Annotated in this window: 20 protein-coding genes; 3 read left to right on the top strand and 17 right to left on the bottom strand. The window is 46.5% G+C overall.

The features are described 5' to 3' along the window. Window positions 1-11 precede the first annotated feature (11 nt). The 8 genes from rseP to rpsB form a co-directional block, all read right to left on the bottom strand. Window positions 12-1,370: a sigma E protease regulator RseP gene (rseP, locus tag CDZ87_RS03515; protein WP_100752194.1), complete on the bottom strand. Its 1,359-nt coding sequence runs from the start codon at window positions 1,368-1,370 to the stop codon at window positions 12-14. Then, window positions 1,367-2,575, bottom strand: a complete 1,209-nt coding sequence (ispC, locus tag CDZ87_RS03510) for a 1-deoxy-D-xylulose-5-phosphate reductoisomerase (RefSeq protein WP_100752193.1) — start codon at window positions 2,573-2,575, stop codon at window positions 1,367-1,369. Before ispC ends, rseP begins: the two co-directional genes overlap by 4 nt. A gap of 41 nt (window positions 2,576-2,616) precedes the next feature. After that, window positions 2,617-3,459, bottom strand: a complete 843-nt coding sequence (locus tag CDZ87_RS03505) for a phosphatidate cytidylyltransferase (RefSeq protein ID WP_100752192.1) — start codon at window positions 3,457-3,459, stop codon at window positions 2,617-2,619. A gap of 11 nt (window positions 3,460-3,470) precedes the next feature. Further along, a complete protein-coding gene (locus tag CDZ87_RS03500) occupies window positions 3,471-4,226 on the bottom strand; it encodes an undecaprenyl pyrophosphate synthase (protein WP_100752191.1) in 756 nt (251 codons plus the stop codon). A 97-nt stretch (window positions 4,227-4,323) separates the two neighbouring features. Then, window positions 4,324-4,881 (bottom strand): ribosome recycling factor, encoded by a 558-nt coding sequence (gene frr, locus CDZ87_RS03495; protein ID WP_100752190.1) that lies wholly within the window; start codon window positions 4,879-4,881, stop codon window positions 4,324-4,326. 103 nt (window positions 4,882-4,984) lie between these two features. Next, on the bottom strand, window positions 4,985-5,716 hold the full coding sequence (gene pyrH, locus CDZ87_RS03490) for a UMP kinase (RefSeq protein WP_100752189.1): 732 nt from the start codon (window positions 5,714-5,716) through the stop codon (window positions 4,985-4,987). Between the two features lie 149 nt (window positions 5,717-5,865). Further along, window positions 5,866-6,708, bottom strand: coding sequence for a translation elongation factor Ts (gene tsf / locus CDZ87_RS03485; RefSeq protein ID WP_100752188.1), 843 nt, complete (start codon window positions 6,706-6,708; stop codon window positions 5,866-5,868). 132 nt (window positions 6,709-6,840) lie between these two features. Next, window positions 6,841-7,569 carry a 30S ribosomal protein S2 gene (gene rpsB, locus CDZ87_RS03480; protein WP_100752187.1) on the bottom strand — a complete coding sequence of 243 codons (729 nt, stop codon included), beginning with the start codon at window positions 7,567-7,569 and terminating at the stop codon, window positions 6,841-6,843. Window positions 7,570-7,920: 351 nt separating this feature from the next. On the opposite strand from rpsB, the gene map reads away from it, so the two are divergent. From map to CDZ87_RS03465, 3 genes are all read left to right on the top strand, one after another. Next, entirely contained in the window at window positions 7,921-8,799 is an 879-nt protein-coding gene (gene map, locus CDZ87_RS03475) for a type I methionyl aminopeptidase (protein WP_100752186.1), read from the top strand. A 162-nt stretch (window positions 8,800-8,961) separates the two neighbouring features. Further along, window positions 8,962-11,583: a bifunctional uridylyltransferase/uridylyl-removing protein GlnD gene (glnD, locus tag CDZ87_RS03470; RefSeq protein ID WP_100752185.1), complete on the top strand. Its 2,622-nt coding sequence runs from the start codon at window positions 8,962-8,964 to the stop codon at window positions 11,581-11,583. 139 nt (window positions 11,584-11,722) lie between these two features. Continuing rightward, on the top strand, window positions 11,723-12,106 hold the full coding sequence (locus CDZ87_RS03465; protein WP_100752184.1) for a DUF3461 family protein: 384 nt from the start codon (window positions 11,723-11,725) through the stop codon (window positions 12,104-12,106). Between the two features lie 77 nt (window positions 12,107-12,183). On the opposite strand, the gene pgpA is transcribed toward CDZ87_RS03465, so the two are convergent. The 9 genes from pgpA to CDZ87_RS03420 all read right to left on the bottom strand — a co-directional run bounded on the left by pgpA (window position 12,184) and on the right by CDZ87_RS03420 (window position 19,625). Further along, window positions 12,184-12,687 carry a phosphatidylglycerophosphatase A gene (gene pgpA, locus CDZ87_RS03460; protein WP_100752183.1) on the bottom strand — a complete coding sequence of 168 codons (504 nt, stop codon included), beginning with the start codon at window positions 12,685-12,687 and terminating at the stop codon, window positions 12,184-12,186. Window positions 12,688-12,693: 6 nt separating this feature from the next. Beyond that, window positions 12,694-13,665 carry a thiamine-phosphate kinase gene (thiL, locus tag CDZ87_RS03455; protein WP_100752182.1) on the bottom strand — a complete coding sequence of 324 codons (972 nt, stop codon included), beginning with the start codon at window positions 13,663-13,665 and terminating at the stop codon, window positions 12,694-12,696. Between the two features lie 107 nt (window positions 13,666-13,772). Continuing rightward, complete coding sequence (nusB, locus tag CDZ87_RS03450; protein ID WP_100752181.1) at window positions 13,773-14,240, bottom strand: transcription antitermination factor NusB; 468 nt, start codon at window positions 14,238-14,240, stop codon at window positions 13,773-13,775. After that, the gene (gene ribH / locus CDZ87_RS03445) at window positions 14,240-14,710 is read right to left on the bottom strand and encodes a 6,7-dimethyl-8-ribityllumazine synthase (RefSeq protein ID WP_038174031.1); all 471 of its coding nucleotides are present in this window, start codon (window positions 14,708-14,710) and stop codon (window positions 14,240-14,242) included. Before ribH ends, nusB begins: the two co-directional genes overlap by 1 nt. 170 nt (window positions 14,711-14,880) lie before the next feature. Further along, window positions 14,881-15,990, bottom strand: a complete 1,110-nt coding sequence (gene ribBA, locus CDZ87_RS03440; RefSeq protein ID WP_100752180.1) for a bifunctional 3,4-dihydroxy-2-butanone-4-phosphate synthase/GTP cyclohydrolase II — start codon at window positions 15,988-15,990, stop codon at window positions 14,881-14,883. A 58-nt stretch (window positions 15,991-16,048) separates the two neighbouring features. Further along, window positions 16,049-16,699 (bottom strand): riboflavin synthase, encoded by a 651-nt coding sequence (locus tag CDZ87_RS03435; RefSeq protein ID WP_100752179.1) that lies wholly within the window; start codon window positions 16,697-16,699, stop codon window positions 16,049-16,051. Between the two features lie 2 nt (window positions 16,700-16,701). Further along, complete coding sequence (gene ribD, locus CDZ87_RS03430; RefSeq protein WP_100752178.1) at window positions 16,702-17,808, bottom strand: bifunctional diaminohydroxyphosphoribosylaminopyrimidine deaminase/5-amino-6-(5-phosphoribosylamino)uracil reductase RibD; 1,107 nt, start codon at window positions 17,806-17,808, stop codon at window positions 16,702-16,704. Window positions 17,809-17,820: 12 nt separating this feature from the next. Beyond that, window positions 17,821-18,270 carry a transcriptional regulator NrdR gene (gene nrdR / locus CDZ87_RS03425; RefSeq protein WP_038174036.1) on the bottom strand — a complete coding sequence of 150 codons (450 nt, stop codon included), beginning with the start codon at window positions 18,268-18,270 and terminating at the stop codon, window positions 17,821-17,823. 104 nt (window positions 18,271-18,374) lie between these two features. Continuing rightward, complete coding sequence (locus CDZ87_RS03420; protein WP_100752177.1) at window positions 18,375-19,625, bottom strand: glutamate-5-semialdehyde dehydrogenase; 1,251 nt, start codon at window positions 19,623-19,625, stop codon at window positions 18,375-18,377. Between the last annotated feature and the right edge of the window lie 10 nt (window positions 19,626-19,635).

Here is a 19,635-nt window from a genome sequence, read left to right as displayed (position 1 = left end):
CTATTGCTCTGTTACAAGCGAGCAAAATCATTGAAAATTGCCACAATCATGAGTGAGAAGATAATTGCCCCGCCCACGCGGTAGCCCATTTCCTGAACCTTTTCAGGTACAGGACGCTTTATTACAGCCTCAATGGCAAAAAACAATAGATGCCCACCGTCCAACATTGGCAACGGTACAAGGTTAATAATCCCTAAGTTAACACTAATCAGAGCTAAGAAGCCTAAGAAGTAAACTAAGCCATAATCGGCAGTTGTACCCGCTCCTTTCGCGATGGAAATAGGACCACTCAGGTTATTCAGCCCTACATCCCCAACAATGAGTTTCTTCAACATACTGACGGTAAGATTGATCACCTTACCCGTTTTCTCTACCGCTTTTCCGACTGATTCAACTACACCATATTGTAATTCAAAGCGATAGTTTTCTGGCCATTCTGCGACAGCAGGAGCGATTCCTGCAAAACCGATAACACGACCATCCGATAAATCTCGACTATCCGGAATCAACGTTAATAACAACGTTTGGCTTGCTCGTTCAACCGTTATGTTAACCGGCGTATTCGGGCTTTGTTGAATTTTTTCAACCACCTGCTGCCAAGACGTTACGTCTACCCCATCTAGCTTAACCAGTAAGTCACCAACCTGCAGGCCGGCTTTAGCGCCAGCACTATCTTGTGACACGTTGGTAAGCCTTGCCGTGATCTCTGGCGTATAAGGCATGAAGCCGAGCGCTGACATTGCAGACTCTTTTTCGGGATCAAAGTTCCAGTTGGTTAAGTCCAAACGCATGGTTTCTTCAATGCCGATGCCATCAACCGGAACCACTGTTAATGTCAGTTCCCTATCGCCGATGTGGGAGATAAGCCCCATATTCACCGATTCCCAATCCGCAGTTTGGACGCCGGAAACCGCTTTTAGTTCCATTCCAGATTGCAGGCCAGATTCAGCCGCTATCGAAGCCGGTGTGATCTGTCCTACCACCGGTTTTACCGCAGGCACGCCTATCAAAAAAACTAACCAATAAGCAAAAATTGCAAATAGGAAGTTGAACAGAGGCCCAGCTGCGACGATCGACGTACGCTTCCATAACGGTTTAGCATCGAAGGTGGTGTGTTTATCTTGCTCCGCCACGTCATCAACTCGACTATCGAGCATTTTGACATAGCCACCTAAAGGGATGACAGACAAGCTGTATTCGGTGCCGTCTTTTGCGACTCGGCTCCAAATCGACTTACCAAAGCCAATTGAAAATTTTTCAACTTTGACACCACAACGACGGGCGACCCAAAAATGACCAAATTCATGCACCGCGACCAAAATACCCAAGGCGACAACGAATGAAGCAAAGTTCCAAATAATACCGCTCATAACTGACGCTCACTTACGAAGTTGCTGGCAAGTCCTCTCGCCATTCTATCGAGCTCGAGTATGCTTTCCAAGTCACGACATGATGATGGGGTGTAAGTCGCGCAGACTTTATCCGCCACTTGTTGATTAACCAATGCGATATCGGTAAAACGCAGTCTTCGATTTAAGAACGCCTCGACCGCTATCTCGTTAGCTGCATTGAGTGCCGTCGTGGCATGCTGACCTTCGTAACAGGCATCCATTGCCAACTTCAGACAAGGATAACGCTGAAAATCAGGCTCTAAAAAGCTCAGTTCACCGACTTTGGTAAAGTCGAGAGGTGCAACGCCTGCGTCCACTCGCTGCGGATAGGAAAGTGTTAACGCGATCGGCGTCGCCATATCAGGTTCCCCCATTTGCGCCAGTACGGAGCCATCGCGATACTGAACCATTGAATGAATAACAGATTGGGGATGAATCAAGACCTTAAGCTGCTCTCGTTCGGTATTAAAAAGCCACTTAGCCTCAATATACTCAAGACCTTTGTTCATCATGGTCGCGGAATCAACCGATATTTTAGGCCCCATCGACCAATTGGGATGTGCAATCGCTTGCTCTGGAGTCACACGGCTGAGCGACTCAATATCGCTGTAACGAAATGGGCCACCAGAGCCGGTGAGGAGGATATGCGAGATACCGTGCTCAGTTAAAGAGCAGCGACCCAAATTGGTTTGAATCTCATTCGGTAGACACTGAAAAATAGCGTTGTGTTCACTGTCAACTGGCAATAGTTCAGCACCATAGTGTTCCACTGCATCGATAAACAGCTGACCAGACATGACTAATGCTTCTTTATTCGCTAATAGCACCCGCTTACCAGACTTTACCGCCGCCATAGTCGGTAACAGCCCTGCCGCGCCGACAATCGCCGCCATCACAGTGTCTACCTCATCCATTGATGACACCTGACACATCGCTTCAACCCCCGACATTACTTGGGTGTTGATGTTAAGCTCTGTCAACTGTGCTTTAAGGCGCTGGGCTGCAATATCACTCGCCATTACCGCATATTCAGGCAGCCACTTTTGGCAAAGTTCACGCATTTTGTCGACATTTTGCCCTGCAACGAGCGCAAAAATAGAGAATTTAGTAGGATTCTGTTCGATGACTTTAAGCGTACTAGCTCCGATAGAGCCAGTTGCACCAAGAATCGTTAACTTACGCATAGCAAGAACCAATGTATGAGCAGGACAAACCTAAACTCACCTTAAGAGATAAAGTACAAGAACGCAAAAACCGGGAAGGCAGCGGTTAAACTGTCAATGCGATCCAACACACCACCATGCCCTGGGATAATATTGCTACTATCTTTGATGCCTGATGCGCGTTTAAACATGCTTTCAACCAAATCACCCAACACTGAGATCACCACGGTGACTAAGGTGATAAGCACCATAGCCCATACGCTTGAAAATTGAATTTCAAACCACTCAGCCATCGCCCAGCCGACAATAATCGCAGTGATAATTCCACCGATGAGCCCTTCAATGGTCTTATTTGGGCTGACGTGAGGCGCCATTTTGTGTTTGCCCAAGCTCTTTCCAGCAAAATAAGCACCACTATCTGCTGCCCAGACAATCAGGCACACATACAGCACTAGCTTAGCGCCGTGATAAGGTTCAAGATCAATACCTTCAGCGCGCAACAAAAGAACACTCCAGAAAAAAGGCAATAGGGTCAGAAGACCAAAAATGTGGCGCAGTAAATTCGAGTGTTGCCAAAGCGATGAGGATTTAGGATAAGTGATAGCAAGCCCACTGGCGACTAACCACCAGACGCAGCCAAGCGTTAAAATGGCATAATGACTGCCACTAAGAAGGTTTAAACTGATGGCATCAAAAGGGACAAACCACAGGCTCGCGGCTCCTATGACCACCGCCGGTATAAGCGCTATCGTACGTGAAGATGCATTGACAAACTGAGTCCACTCCCAAAAGCCAATTAACGTTACCGCCGCAACGGCAAGGATAAAGAGGGGTAAAGAGAGCTTGAAAATTCCTAAAATCACCAGAGGAGCAAGGATAAGCGCCGTTATAATTCGTTGTTTCAAACTTTGATCCTTTATTCGCTTTCCATCAGTGCCTTAACTTGTTCACCGGTGCAACCAAAACGTCGCTCTCGATTAACAAACCAAGTCACTGCTTCGATTAAGCTGTTTTCATCGAACTCAGGCCAATAGATAGGCGTAAAGTACATTTCTGCGTACGCCATTTGCCAAAGCATAAAATTGCTAATGCGACATTCACCGCTGGTTCGAATCATTAAATCAACTTCAGGTAAATCTGCCATTGTCAGGTGTTGGCTAATCAGATCTTCAGTGATCTCATCAGTCTGCAATTCACCTGCGACAACCTTAGCTGAAATAGCTTTTGTTGCTTGCATGATATCCCACTTACCACCGTAATTCGCCGCAATATTAATGACCATACCACTGTTGGTTTGAGTCAATGCCTCAGCTTGAGCAATTTTCTTTTGTAGACGTTGACTAAATCGTGACGTATCACCAATCACTCGCAGACGTAGGTTATTCTTATGCAGTTTCTTAACTTCGGTTGATAGTACGCTGATAAACAGCTCCATCAACACCCCAACTTCTTCTTCCGGTCGGCGCCAGTTCTCGCTGCTAAAAGCAAACAGAGTGACCGCTTTAACCCCCAGTTTCGCTGAAGTTGAAATTGTTTTGCGCACCGCAGCAACACCATTTTTATGACCAAAAACACGGGGTTTACCTTGTGCTTTTGCCCAACGGCCGTTGCCATCCATGATGATTGCAATATGTTGTGGAAGTAATTCAGGGGAGAGTTGTGAATTTTGCATAAGACGTTGATTGGTAATCAGCAGGGGACAGAGAGTAGCATAAAAAAGCGCTGTACTGCGAGCACAGCGCTTTAAAAGCGAAAAGTTTGTGGATAAATCAGACTTCCATCAACTCTTTTTCTTTCGCAGCGAGAACGTCATCGACTTGTTTAACCGCAGCGTCCGTTAGTTTTTGAATCTCTTCTTGACCTTTGCGATCCTCATCTTCAGAGATTTCTTTGTCTTTTAGTAGTGCTTTAAGCTCACCGTTCGCATCACGGCGAATGTTACGAATCGCAACACGACCGCCCTCTGCTTCACCACGGACAATTTTCACTAGATCTTTACGACGCTCTTCCGTTAGTGGTGGTAGTGGTACGCGAATAACCGTGCCTGCTGACATTGGGTTTAGACCAAGATCTGACATCATGATCGCTTTTTCAACTTTTTGCGTCAGCTCTTTATCGAATACGGTGATAGCAAGAGTGCGTGCATCTTCAGCAACAACGTTCGCAATTTGGTTTAGCGGTGTCGCTGCACCGTAGTACTCTACGTTGATACCAGCAAGTAGGCTTGGATGCGCACGGCCAGTACGAATTTTAGAAAGGTTGTTTTTTAGCGCTTCAACGCTTTTATCCATGCGCTCTTGAGCGTCTTTTTTGATTTCGTTAATCACAATATCACCTTAATGTGTAAATCTTTCTTGAAGAAAGCCTAACTTGGAGTCTTCAAAAGGCAATACCGCAGCAAAAGTCCACCCCATGCTGCGGCGATTGGAATTACTCTGCGTCGCTGATTAGCGTGCCTTCTGCTTCACCCATTACCACGCGACGTAGTGCGCCTGGTTTATTCATATTGAATACACGAATTGGCATTTTGTGGTCACGAGCCAATGTAAATGCAGCCAAATCCATTACTTTCAGTTCTTTTTCAAGCACTGTATCGTATGAAAGCTTATCATACAGTTCTGCGTCTGGGTTTGCTACAGGGTCTGCGCTAAATACGCCATCTACTTTTGTCGCTTTTAGAACGACGTCAGCTTCAATTTCGATACCGCGCAAACAAGCAGCAGAATCGGTCGTGAAAAATGGGTTACCAGTACCTGCAGAGAAGATCACCACGCGGCCTTGACGAAGTTCACGAATCGCATCGGCCCAATTATAATCATCACACACACCTTTTAATGGGATGGCAGACATTACTCGCGCATTGACATAAGCACGGTGCAATGTGTCGCGCATCGCTAGGCCATTCATTACTGTCGCCAGCATCCCCATGTGATCACCAACAACGCGGTTCATACCCGCTTCTGCCAAACCGGCGCCACGGAACAAGTTACCGCCGCCGATAACCACACCGACCTGAACACCCAGTTCAACCAGTTCTTTTATTTCTTGGCCCATTCGGTCAAGGACCGCTGGATCGATACCAAAACCTTCCTCACCTTGGAGAGCTTCACCACTCAGTTTTAACAGAATACGTTGATATGCTGGTTTAGGGTTCGTAGTCATGGAGTTTACCTTCCAAAAGAGAGTTGTTGATTAACAGTCATGGATAAAGACTCTTATAGTCTGCATCCATCACCGCTAGACACTTCATCGTTAGTCATAAAAAGACCGCAGCCTTGGCTACGGTCTAAACTTTGTGCGCTTGCTCAGGATTAACCTTTTTGAGCTGCTGCTACTTCTTCAGCGAAACTCATGCCTTCCGCTTTTTCAATGCCTTCACCTACTTCTAGGCGAACGAATGTAGCAACTGAAGCACCGCGTTCTTTTAGAATTTCACCAACCGTCTTCTTAGGTTCCATAACGAACGCTTGACCTGTTAGAGAAACTTCGCCAGTGAACTTCTTCATGCGGCCAACAACCATCTTCTCAGCGATTTCTGCAGGCTTGCCTTCGTTCATTGCGATTTCAACTTGAACCGCTTTCTCTTTTTCGACAACGTCAGCTGGTACATCTTCTGGGTTTACGTAATCTGGACGAGAAGCAGCAACGTGCATAGCAACGTGCTTAAGCGTTTCAGCATCACCTTCACCAGCAACAACAACACCGATTTTCTCACCGTGACGGTAAGAAGCAATCGCTGCGCCTTCAACGTACTGTACGCGACGGATGTTGATGTTTTCACCAATCTTAGTCACAAGAGCAACACGCTCGTCTTCGAATTTAGCTTGTAGCTCTTCAGAAGTCGCTTTCGTTGCTAGTGCTTCAGCAGCAACTTTGTCTGCAAATGCAGTGAAGTTTGCGTCTTTAGCAACGAAGTCTGTTTGACAGTTCACTTCAAGAAGTACAGCAACGCCGTTCTCTTCTTTGATGATGATTGCGCCTTCAGCAGCAACGTTACCTGCTTTCTTAGCAGCTTTAGCAGCGCCTGATTTACGCATGTTTTCGATTGCTAGTTCAACGTCGCCGTTAGTTTCAACTAGCGCTTTCTTACATTCCATCATGCCTGCGCCAGTGCGGTCGCGCAGTTCTTTAACTAGAGCAGCAGTAACAGCCATTCTCTATTCCTCAGTTGATTCAGAATTTGGTAAAAAACAGGGGCCAATAATGTCGGCCCCTGTTGATAACTATAACTTAGTTAATGCGACAATTAGATGGCACATAAACTAAGTGTGACTTGGAGCCAGCTATTATTCAGCTTCTACGAAACCGTCTTTTTCAGCCGCTACAGCAACATCTTTATTACGACCTTCAGTTACCGCTTGAGCAGCAGCGTTAAGGTATAGCTGTACCGCACGGATCGCGTCGTCGTTACCTGGGATGATGTAGTCAACGCCGTCTGGGTTAGAGTTAGTATCTACCACAGCGTATACTGGGATACCTAGGTTGTTCGCTTCTTTAATCGCAATGTGTTCGTGATCAGCATCGATTACGAATAGAGCGTCTGGTAGGCCGCTCATATCTTTGATACCACCAAGAGATTTCTCTAGCTTCTCCATTTCGCGAGTACGCATTAGAGCTTCTTTCTTAGTTAGTTTATCAAAAGTACCGTCTTGAGATTGAGCTTCAAGTTCTTTTAGACGCTTGATTGACTGACGAACTGTTTTGTAGTTTGTTAGCATGCCGCCTAACCAGCGGTTGTTAACATAGTACTGGTTGCTTGCGATAGCAGCTTCTTTAACAGCTTCAGATGCAGCGCGTTTAGTACCTACGAATAGAACCTTACCTTTCTTCTCGCCTACTTTAGCTAGTTCAGCTAGAGAGTCGTTGAACATTGGTACAGTTTTTTCTAGGTTGATGATATGAACTTTGTTACGAGCGCCAAAGATGAATGGCTTCATTTTTGGGTTCCAGTAACGAGTCTGGTGACCGAAGTGAACACCAGCTTTAAGCATATCGCGCATTGATACAGTTGCCATTTTAAAATCCTCTATTGGGGTTAGGCCTCCACATCCCCCATAACTCCGACTAGGCTTCTGCCCAGCACCCCGGAATATGTGACGGAATGTGTGTGATTTAAAGATATAAGTTAGTTGGAAGTAATCGGCTTCGCCAATAAAATAGAATTTCACTAGAGACAACAGACCACATTTCCGGCGCGCTTTATACCATATTTTGACCCACTATGGCTAGAAAAAAAACCGCAACTGAACGCTTTTACCCCTTTTGCGTACAAGGTGTCGATGAAGAATAATTCTCATTATGTCCTCTTCCTGTTAGAATGCGGCCATTCGTACCAAGAGGTATAAAGAGCTAAGTAGAGAAAGCCAATGTCAATCAAGATTAAAACAGCTGAAGAAATCGAACGTATGCGAACCGCGGGCGCGTTGGCCGCTGAAATCCTAGAAATGATCGAACCACACATCAAAGAGGGTGTGACGACAGATGAGTTAAACCAAATCTGTCACGATTACGGGATCGAAAAAGGCGCCTATTCGGCTCCGCTTGATTATCATGGATTTCCTAAATCTATCTGTACGTCGATTAACCATATTGTCTGTCACGGCATTCCAGCCCAGCAAGACGAAGTGGGAAGTAATGGTCAACTCAAACCTGCCGTATTGAAAAGTGGCGACATCATCAATGTCGACATTACCGTAATTGTCCCCAATGAAGAAGGGGTCGACCTAAGCGTACGTCCAGAAGGCTACCACGGCGACACGTCTAAAATGTTCTTGGTCGGTGATGTTTCAGCTGCAGATAAACGTCTGTGCATGGTGACTCAAGAAGCCCTTTACGTGGGAATGCGTAAAGTCAAACCTGGGGCAACTGTTGGCGACATTGGTAGTGCGATTGAAAAATACATCAAAGAGAACAACAAAAAGAACCCACGTAACAAGTTCTCGATTGTCAAAGATTTCTGTGGTCATGGTATTGGCAATGAATTCCATGAAGAACCGCAAATCGTTCACTACAAAAACAGCGATCGCCGTGTATTAAAAGAAGGCATGTGTTTCACCATTGAGCCAATGATCAATGCTGGTAAGTTTGGGGTTACGGTTGATGCAGAAGATGACTGGACGGTCTACACCGGTGACGGTAAAAAATCTGCGCAATACGAGCACACTATCGTCGTAACTCGTGATGGCTGTGAGGTGCTGACGCTACGCAGCGATGACACCATTCCACGCCTAATGAATAACACCTAATCATTTATATCATTCCATATCCTCGCTCTGGCGGGGATATTTTTTATCGGTCGACCAAGTGCACGACAGTAAAACAACCACAAAATGGGTTGAGCTATTTAGCTTGGTAACGCACTTTGATAGATTAGTTCGTAACAGGACTATTTTGCATGGATTCGCTGTATGCCTTTACAATCACCACTGACACTCTCAGATCAACAAATCGTTATTAGTCAACTGAAACAACAATTGGAAAAGTTTGCTGACGTTCAAAAGCAAGAGTTTCTCGCTCACCATCCCGTCACCGATTTGGTGCTCGGACGCGCTGAATATATCGACTTACTCCTCAATCGGCTATGGCAACATTTTGGTTTTTCCTCACTGCCTAACCTTAGTTTGGTCGCCGTGGGCGGTTATGGCCGAGGAGAATTACACCCTCTGTCGGATATCGACATTTTAATTGTCTCACGCCAAGGTCTGCCAGAGTCATTATCCAGTAAAGTCAGTGAATTTATCACCCTATTGTGGGATCTGCGACTTGAAGTCGGTCATGCTGTACGCAGCGTTGAAGAGTGTGCCGCGATTGGCAGAGACGATTTAACCGTCGCAACCAACTTGCAAGAATCGCGCTTACTCTGCGGTTGTGAAGATACCTTTCATCAGCTCCAAATGGTGATTCATTCCGAATCCTTTTGGCCAAGTGAAGTGTTCTACAAAGCCAAAGTCCAAGAGCAACGCAACCGTCATGCGCGCTATCACGACACCACTTATAACCTTGAGCCCGACATCAAATCGACGCCCGGAGGTCTGCGTGACATCCATACCTTAAGTTGGGTGGCTCGACGCCACTTTGGTGCGACCTCTCTATTCGAAATGAGCCATTACGGTTTTTTAACCGATGCCGAATACCGTGAATTGGTCGAATGCCAAGACTTCTTATGGCGGGTGCGTTTCGCACTGCATATCGAACTTAAACGCTACGACAACCGCCTGACGTTTGCCCATCAAGCGCAAGTGGCAGAGAGTCTAGGCTATGTCGGCGAAGGCAACCGCGCCGTTGAGATGATGATGAAGGAGTTCTACCGCACGCTGCGCCGCGTGGCTGAGCTCAATAAAATGCTGCTCAAGTTGTTTGACCAAGCAATATTAGATAACGGTGTGGAAGCGAAGCCTGAAATTCTCAGTGATGATTTCCTTCGTCGCGGTCATCTGATTGAAGCGCGTAAGCCAGCCCTGTTTCAAGCTCGTCCAGAAACCATCTTGGATATGTTTTTGCACATTGCCAATGACTCAACTATTGAAGGGGTTGCGCCACCGACCATGCGCCAACTGCGCACCGCTCGACGACGTTTAAACAAATTCTTACACACCATTCCAGCAGCGCGGGAGAAGTTTCTCGACCTTTGTCGTCACCCAAATGCGCTGCATAAAGCGTTTGGTTTGATGCACAAACTTGGCGTATTAGCTGCTTACTTGCCTCAATGGAGTCAAATTGTTGGCCAAATGCAGTTCGACTTATTTCATGTTTATACCGTTGACGAACACAGTGTCCGTTTACTGAAGCACATCAATACGTTCGGCTACGCCAGCAATCACGATAAACACCCAATTTGCTGCGAAATCTACCCGCGCTTACAGAAAAAAGAGCTATTGATCATCGCGGCAATCTTCCACGATATCGGCAAAGGGCGCGGCGGCGATCACTCGATCATTGGTGAAACCGAAGCGTATGATTTTTGTCTTGAGCACGGATTATCAAAACCTGAGGCGAAATTGGTCTCTTGGCTAGTGCGCCACCACCTTTTGATGTCCGTGACCGCCCAGCGACGTGATATCTATGATCCTGAAGTGATCACCGAATTTGCCAAACAAGTTCGCGATGAAGAGTATCTTGAATACTTGGTCTGCCTAACCGTGGCGGATATTTGTGCCACCAACCCAGAGCTATGGAACAGTTGGAAACGCACCCTGCTCGCCGAGCTGTTTTATTCAACCCAGCGGGCACTGCGTCGAGGGTTAGAGAACCCGGTCGATGTGCGTGATCGCATTCGTCATAACCAGCAACTGGCTTCAGCTCAGCTGCGTAAAGAAGGCTTCAATGCCCGCGAGATTGAGGTGTTGTGGCAACGTTTTAAGGCCGACTACTTCTTGCGACATACCCACAAACAGATCGCCTGGCACTGTGGCAATCTACTGCGCCATCAAGATCACGCGCAGCCATTGGTGCTCATTTCCAAGAAAGCGACCCGTGGCGGCACAGAAGTATTTGTCTACAGCAAAGATCAACCCGCGCTGTTTGCGTCTGTGGTTGCCGAGCTCGATCGCCGAAACTTAAACGTTCACGATGCGCAGGTCATGACTAGCAAAGACGGTTATGTACTCGATACCTTTATGGTGCTCGATCAACATGGCGAAGTCATTGATGAAAGTCGCCACAAAGCCGTGATCAAACATCTCACTCATGTATTAGAAGATGGCCGACCAACCAAAATTAAAACGCGCCGTATTCCGCGAAATTTGCAACATTTCAAGGTAAAGACCAAAGTCGACTTCCTACCAACTAAAAGTAAGAAACGTACCTTACTTGAGTTCGTCGCCCTTGATACGCCAGGTTTACTGGCAACGGTTGGCGCCACCTTTGCTCAGCTCAATATCCACTTGCACGCAGCAAAGATTACTACCATTGGTGAACGTGCCGAAGATTTGTTCATTATCACCAGTCAAAATGGCGGCAAGCTAACGGAAGAGGAACAGCTTGAGCTGTGCGAAAAACTGATAAAAAACGTTGCGGAACTAGCACCTTAGGCGATCAAGAGCACAAGTTATTAACTTGCTTGAAAAAGCACTGTCTACCACGATCATAGACTGCTACATTAATAATTGATTGGTTATTCTCTGGCCGGTTGAGCCTGAGAATATTACTACAACACAATAGAGGTAGCCTATGTATCCACACCTCACAGGTTTAGGTATTCACGATCCTAAACAAATTGAGCGCTATTCCCTTCGTCAAGAAGCGCACAAGGATGTGTTAAAGATATATTTTCACAAACAAAAAGGTGAGTTGTTTGCGAAAAGCGTCAAATTTAAATATCCCCGCCAGATTAAGAATGTTCTCGTCGATAGTGGCAGTCATCAATACAAAGAGGTCACGGAAATAAACCGTAATCTTACCCTAGTGATCGACGAACTGAACAAGCTCACTAAGCCAGAGAAACCAACAGAAACAGACGTCAAGAAAAAAATCCTCTCTGATTTACGTCATTTAGAAAAAGTGGTCTTGAGCAAAATTGCTGAAATTGAATCAGATTTAGCGAAACTTAAATAGAAGTGAAATAATGATTAAGGGTTGACGTAACAGTGTCAACCCTTTTGATTTGTGTCGATTGCGTTGGTCATTAAAGGTTAAAGCCAACCTGCGTATTGTCCGACGAAATAAAGCACTATGCCCGCCATCACACCAGCAACAATATCATCGATCATAATACCTAAGCCACCGTGGACGCGCTTATCTAGCCAACCAATCGGCCACGGTTTCACCATATCGAAAAAACGGAACAAGACAAATCCCGTCACTAACCACTTCCAATCCATCGGATTCAAATTGAATAATGGCACCACTAGCATCGCAATCCAAAAACCAGCAAATTCGTCCCACACGATGCTACCGTGATCGTGTACGCCCATATCATCCGAGGTAACCTGACATATTTTAATGCCGAACAGTGATGCAACCACCACAGCCACCAGATACCAAGAGAGCGGCAGTTGAACTAACAGTAAATAGAAAGGGATTGCGGCTAACGTGCCCATAGTGCCAGGAATAATCGGTGACAATCCACTACCAAAGCCAGTCGCGAGTATATGCCAGGGATTTTTTAATGAGATGAGTGATAATGGATTTGTCATAATGAACTACTGCTGAGTAAAGTGATCATAACCGCTTAAAGACCAATCTATCGCTTGACCTTTATTATGCAGTTCAAAAGTACCGTATGGGCGAATTTGCCCAATACAGGTCGCCTTAACGCCACAATGCGCCAACGCACTTTCGATGGAACCTTTGTTCTGCTCTGGGAGTGTAAAGCAAAGCTCATACTCTTCCCCGCTGGTTAATGCGTATTGTTGCGCTTTGGTCATACAACCTAAAAACTGAACCAACTCATTAGAAACAGGAAGCGTGCTAACGTCAAGACTTACTCCAACCCCTGAGCGCTTGGCGATATGCTTAATGTCGGAAATCAAACCGTCCGAGATATCAATCGCTGAACTAGCCAGATTAAGCAATGCTTGTCCTGCCAATACTCTTGGGGTGGATAAATAATGACGTTGTTCAAGCTCTGCGGCAAACGGTGTACTGCGGCGTTGGGGGTCTAAGATGACATCTAACCCCGCTTTACTGTCACCGAGATTGCCCGTGACATAGACCCAATCGCCAACGCGAGCACCATCTCGACGCAGCGCTTTGTCCGCATCAACCAAACCTTGTACGGTTAGCGTGACGCTCAGCGGCCCTTTGGTGGTGTCTCCACCAATCAACTGAATACCGTAATAGTCCGCCAATTCAAAGAACGCCTCGCAAAATGGTGCTAGCCAAGTTTCATCGGGTGTCGGCATTGTTAAGGCAAGCGATACCCAAGCTGGCGTTGCGCCCATCGCAGCAAGATCACTGATGTTGGAGCATAGGGCTTTGTGCGCAACCCAAGCCGGATTCGCGTCACTCAGAAAATGGGTACCGGCGACCAAAGTATCGGTACTAATGGCGACAGAGAGGTTGTTAGGCACCTTAACTAAAGCGCAATCATCACCGGCGGCAAGCAAGACATCTTTGCGCTGTTTTTGCCGACCCACAAAGTATTTTTCTATCAGATTAAATTCACCAGGCATAGCGTGACCATTTACAACTTGTACCAACTTGTCTGTCGAGGTTGGTATTAAAAGACACTAGACATAAAAAAGGTCAGCGATTGCTGACCTTTTATAATCTTGGACGATTATTTTTTACGTACGTGCGGTGCAGCTTTATCTAGCACACCATTGATAAACTTGTGGCTCTCTTCTGCAGCGAAGACTTTAGCAAGTTCAATCGCTTCGTTGATGACCACTTTATAAGGGACATCTTCGCGACGTGTCATTTCATACATAGCAAGACGCAACAGAGCAAGCTCCATCATATCCAAATCTTGCATTGGACGCGCAGTATATGGACGAATTTTACAATCTAGCTCTGTGTGACTTAGCACAACACCTGTTAGTAGGTCACGGAAGTATGCAACATCTGTGTCTGGAGCAGAAAGTGCAGGTTCTTGAGCATGATGTTCTTCTTCATCATACTTACCACCTGACAAAAATTGCTCTTCAATCGTAGCAACATTTTCTTTAGTAATTTGCCAAGAGTAGATCGCTTGCAAAGCGAATCGACGTGCATTACGACGTGCGGCTGGTTTCACACTGGCCCCCATTAGGAATCGATTTCTGAAAGAACATTAATCATCTCAAGTGCGCTTAGTGCAGCCTCTGCACCTTTATTACCAGCCTTGGTTCCCGCGCGCTCAATAGCTTGATCAATAGTATCAACAGTCAGTACACCGAACGCAACTGGAAGGCTGTATTCCAGAGACACTTGTGCAAGACCTTTATTACATTCACTACAAACATAGTCAAAGTGTGGTGTTCCGCCACGAATTACTGTACCAAGCGAAACAATCGCATCGTATTTAGCGGTTTTCGCGACACGTTGAGCAACAAGAGGTAACTCAACTGCACCAGGGCAGCGAACTACGGTAATGTTGTCTTCGCTAACTTGACCATGGCGTTTTAAAGTATCGATTGCACCAGACAATAGACTTTCGTTAATAAAACTGTTGAAACGAGAAATAACGATAGCAATTTTTGCGTTTGGCGCTGGGAAGCCACCCTCGATCACTTTCATAAGCCTTCCTTTAACTATATTCATCAAGTGAGAACCGCCGGATTCTAGCACAATTGTGTGAGCAATATCTAATGGAAATTTAGCATTACTCACCGAGTTAACAACAGAGCGAAAACCAAAGGAGCAAATGATGGTGACCTTTGCCCTCAGGTACGATTAAGCCGAAACGATCAGTCGCTCACATATTCCACCACATTGAGGCCAAAACCGCCCAACGCGTGATACTTTTTGTTCGCAGACGAGAGTAAGCGCATATCGTGGACACCTAGATCGGCCAAAATTTGCGAGCCAACACCAACGCGGCGTGATGTTCCCTGCTTCTTGGCTAACGTCGGAGCTTGACCTTTATCTTGCGCTTCAAACATTTTCACGCGGTGAATCAACAGTTCGCTTGACTCTTCATTGCCCAAAATCACCAAGACCCCCCCTTCACTGCCGATGCGTTGCATTGCTTTGTCCAGTGTCCAACTGCGCTCTGCGTTGCGATCGCTATGGAGTAGATCGGTAAACGTATCTTGCAAATGAACGCGCACCAATGGCGTTTCTTTAGTCAGTTCGCCTTTACACAGTGCATAGTGAATTTGGTTATCGATAATGTCGCGATAAGTCACTAAGTTGAAGTCACCAAACTCGGTCGGTAAATGACACTCAGCAACGCGCTCTATCGTGGTTTCGGTATTATTACGGTACTCGATAAGATCAGCAATCGTACCGAGCTTAATACTGTGCTTTTCAGCAAAGACTTCGAGGTCTGGACGACGTGCCATGGTGCCATCATCGTTAAGAATTTCGACAATAACGCCGGCCGGTTCATAACCAGCCAAACGCGCTAAATCACAGCCGGCTTCGGTATGACCAGCACGGGTTAATACGCCACCCTCTTGCGCCGCTAAAGGAAAGATGTGACCTGGCTGCACAAGATCGGCAGCCTTAGCATCTTTAGCGACAGCCGCTTGAACAGTGCGCGCACGATCGGCCGCTGAAATCCCGGTGGTAACACCTTCTGCCGCTTCGATCGAGACGGTAAAATTAGTGGTGTACTGCGCATTGTTATCTTGCACCATTGGCGGCAAACCAAGGCGCTCACAACGCTCTTTAGTCATTGTCAGACAGATCAAACCACGCCCATGCATCGCCATAAAGTTGATCGCTTCCGGTGTAACGTGCTCGGCAGCCATGATCAAATCGCCTTCGTTCTCTCGGTCTTCGTCATCCATTAAGATAACCATTTTACCCAAACGAATATCTTCAATAATTTCTTGTGGCGTACTAATTGGCATAATTGTCTTCCTATTTTTGGCGTCTGCGGCGAATCGAGTCGGTTAGGTAATCGCTAACCTAAGCAAATCCATTTTGTTGTAAGAATTCCATGGTGAGGTTTGATTGTGGCTGCTCTGACTGACTGGTCAGTAGGCGTTCCATATAACGCGCCAACACATCGACCTCTAGATTGACCTTACGGCCAACATGAAAATCAGCGATGGTTGTTTCGTCTCCGGTGTGCGGAACAATCGTCAGTTTTAACCCGTTTTTACGCAGTGCATTAACCGTCAGGCTAATACCGTCCACTGTTATGGACCCCTTTTCCGCGACATATTTACTGATTTCGGCGGGCATCGCGATCCAAAATTCTATCGCTCGGCCAACGCTATTGCGCTCAACGATTTCACCCACACCATCCACATGACCAGACACGATATGTCCGCCAAATCGAGTGGTGGGTAACATGGCTTTTTCTAAGTTGACGCTATCCCCCACTTGATAGTGAGCAAAGCCCGTTTTTTGCAACGTTTCTAACGACAAATCTGCACTGTAATGACTGTCGCTATAGTCAACCACGGTCAAGCAGACACCATTTGTGGCAATGCTGTCTCCCAGTTTTACATCGGACATATCCAGTTTACCGACCTCAACCGTGACACTTATATCTTCGCCTTTTGGCGTAATGGCTGCCAGCTTACCAACAGCTTGAATAATACCTGTAAACATAGTTACGATTCTTTTTGGCTAATAGTGGCGATAATGCGGATATCTTTCCCCACTTGTCGAATATCTTTAATATCGAGATCAATCACTTGCTCCATCGCCTCTAAACCAAGTGCACCGAGTAAGCCTCGGCCATCACTGCCCATGATTTTGGGTGCCAAGTAAAGCACCAGTTCATCGACTAAATCAGCAGTAATTAAGCTACTTGCCAGAGTTGCACCAGCCTCAACCCAAAGGTGATTGATGTTATGTTGAGTAGCAAGCGTGGAAAACAGAGCGTTAAGATCAATACGTTGATCGTTATTCAATGGCGCAAAAATATCACCCTGTGGAGCAACAATCACGCGCTCGCCTGGAGTGTGAAACAGTTTTAGCGCGGATGTCAGTCTATTTTGACGATCTAAGATCACACGCTTAGGTTGACGCACATCGATTGGATTGTATTGTGCTTGCACATATTTGGGCAGTTCACTCCAACGCACGTTAAGCGAGGCGTCATCGTCAATGACCGTTTGGCTGGTTGATAAAATGGCGCCACTGCGCGCACGAAAAGCTTGGACATCTTTGCGCGCTTCAGCACCCGTTATCCATTGGCTTTGACCGTTGGCTAGTGCGGTCTGCCCATCAAGACTTGCCGCCATTTTTAGTTGTACAAACGGCATCTCGGTTTGCATACGTTTGATAAACGCAGGATTCAGTGCCCGAGCCTGATCTTCAAGTAGCCCAACTTCAACCTCAATTCCGGCATCACGCAACATTTGAATGCCGCGCCCAGCAACTTGGGGGTTGGGATCTTGCATCGCACATACCACTTTCGCCACGCGCGCTTTGATCAACCCTTCGGCACAAGGTGGGGTTCGTCCATAGTGAGAACAAGGTTCTAATGTTACGTAAGCCGTTGCGCCGATCGATTGATCCGCCGCCATGCGCAATGCATGCACTTCAGCATGAGGTTCACCCGCACGAAAGTGGCAGCCTTCACCGACAATGTCACTGTTTTTGGCAATCACACACCCTACATTAGGGTTTGGCGCCGTGGTGTAGATGCCGTCTTTCGCCAGCTCAATAGCCCGCGACATCATCTGATAATCTGTAGCAGTAAAGGTTACCATTACGCTGTCCAATTAATCTTCTAGTCTTGCGATTTCTTCGCCAAATTCACGAATATCTTCAAAACTACGGTAAACCGAAGCAAAACGAATGTACGCCACTTTATCGAGCTCTTTGAGTTGATCCATAACTAAGTTACCAATCATTTCGCTCGACACTTCACGTTCACCCGTCGCACGAAGCTGTGATTTTATCATGCTGATCGCCACATCAACCGCATCGGCGCTGACCGGGCGTTTCTCTAACGCACGCTGCAGACCACCAACCATTTTATCTTCATTGAAAGGCTCTCGGTTGCCATTGGATTTAATCACTCTTGGCATCACCAATTCAGCGGTTTCAAATGTCGTAAAGCGCTCGCTGCACGCTAAACATTGCCGACGACGGCGGACTTGATGGCCGTCGGCAACCAAACGCGAGTCGATCACTTTGGTGTCGTTTTCAGAACAAAAAGGACAATGCATATCACCTCCTAAACTATGCCGGATAGTTTACCGGATTAACTAAAGCTAAGAAAAGCAAAAGGGGCTAGATAGCCCCCTTTTCAATCAATGTTTAACCAGATCTGTTAACTACGCGGCAAGTAGTTTGCTTTACCGACCCATTTGTAGCTAGTGAGCTCTTCAAGCCCCATTGGTCCACGTGCATGCAGTTTCTGGGTTGATACCGCAACTTCAGCACCAAGGCCAAATTGAGCACCGTCGGTAAAACGGGTTGATGCATTGACATACACCGCGGCAGAACCCGCTGAGTTAATAAATAACTCGGCATTTTCTAAACTATCGGTCATGATCGCATCTGAATGACTGGCGTTGTGTACGCGCATATGGTCAATGGCTTCTTTCACATCCGCAACCACCTTGACGCCTAAAGTGTAAGCAAGCCATTCGGTATCAAAATCTCCATCTCCCGCTTGACGAAGTTGTGTTGCTGCTGACATCAACGCTTGCGCTTTTGGTTCTGCCACGAAGCTAACTTTATCATTCATACGCTCAACGATAAGCGATAAAAACTCGGCGGCCACTTTCTCATGCACTAGCAGTGTATCTAGCGAGTTACATGCCGAAGGACGCTGCACTTTGGCGTTTTCGACCACATCGAGTGATTTCTCTAGATTTGCGCTGTCATCGACAAAGATGTGGCTGATACCAAACCCACCAATAATCACAGGAATAGTACTGTTTTCTTTGCACATTTTGTGCAGGCCTGCGCCACCTCGTGGAATGATCATGTCAACATAATCGTCCAACTTAAGCAGTTGAGAAACCAGTTCACGATCTGGCTTTTCAATGTATTGCACCGACGCGGCAGGTAACTCCGCTTTTGCCAACGCGGATTGAATCACTTTGACCAATTCCATATTGGAGAAAAAGGTCTCTTTACCACCACGGAGAATACTCGCGTTACCGGTTTTTAGACACAAAGCAGCAATATCAATGGTGACATTTGGTCGCGCTTCATAAATCACCCCAACTACGCCAAGCGGCACTCGGCGACGTGAAAGCGACATTCCATTTTCAAGCACCTTACTGTCAAGCTCACTGCCCACCGGGTCATTAAGGCTAATAACATTACGCACATCATTGGCAATGTCCGTTAAGCGCAATTTATTAAGCAGCAGTCGATCTAACAGGGCATCAGTTAAACCTGCTTTACGACCATTCTCAATGTCTTTGCCGTTAGCGGCCAAAATTGTCTCGGCATTAGCTTCAAGTTCATCGGCAATAATGGCCAGAGCTTGGTTCTTTTGCGCCGTTGATGCCGTTGCTAATTGGAAAGCCGCTTCTTTCGCTGCTTTACCCATAGAAATCAATTGCATGTATATTGTC

The sequence above is a fragment of the Vibrio salilacus genome (assembly GCF_002811245.1).
In the GTDB taxonomy this organism is placed as follows: domain Bacteria; phylum Pseudomonadota; class Gammaproteobacteria; order Enterobacterales; family Vibrionaceae; genus Vibrio; species Vibrio salilacus.
The sequence above is the reverse complement of the archived record's forward strand: the minus strand, read 5'-3'. Positions and strand labels throughout refer to the sequence as shown.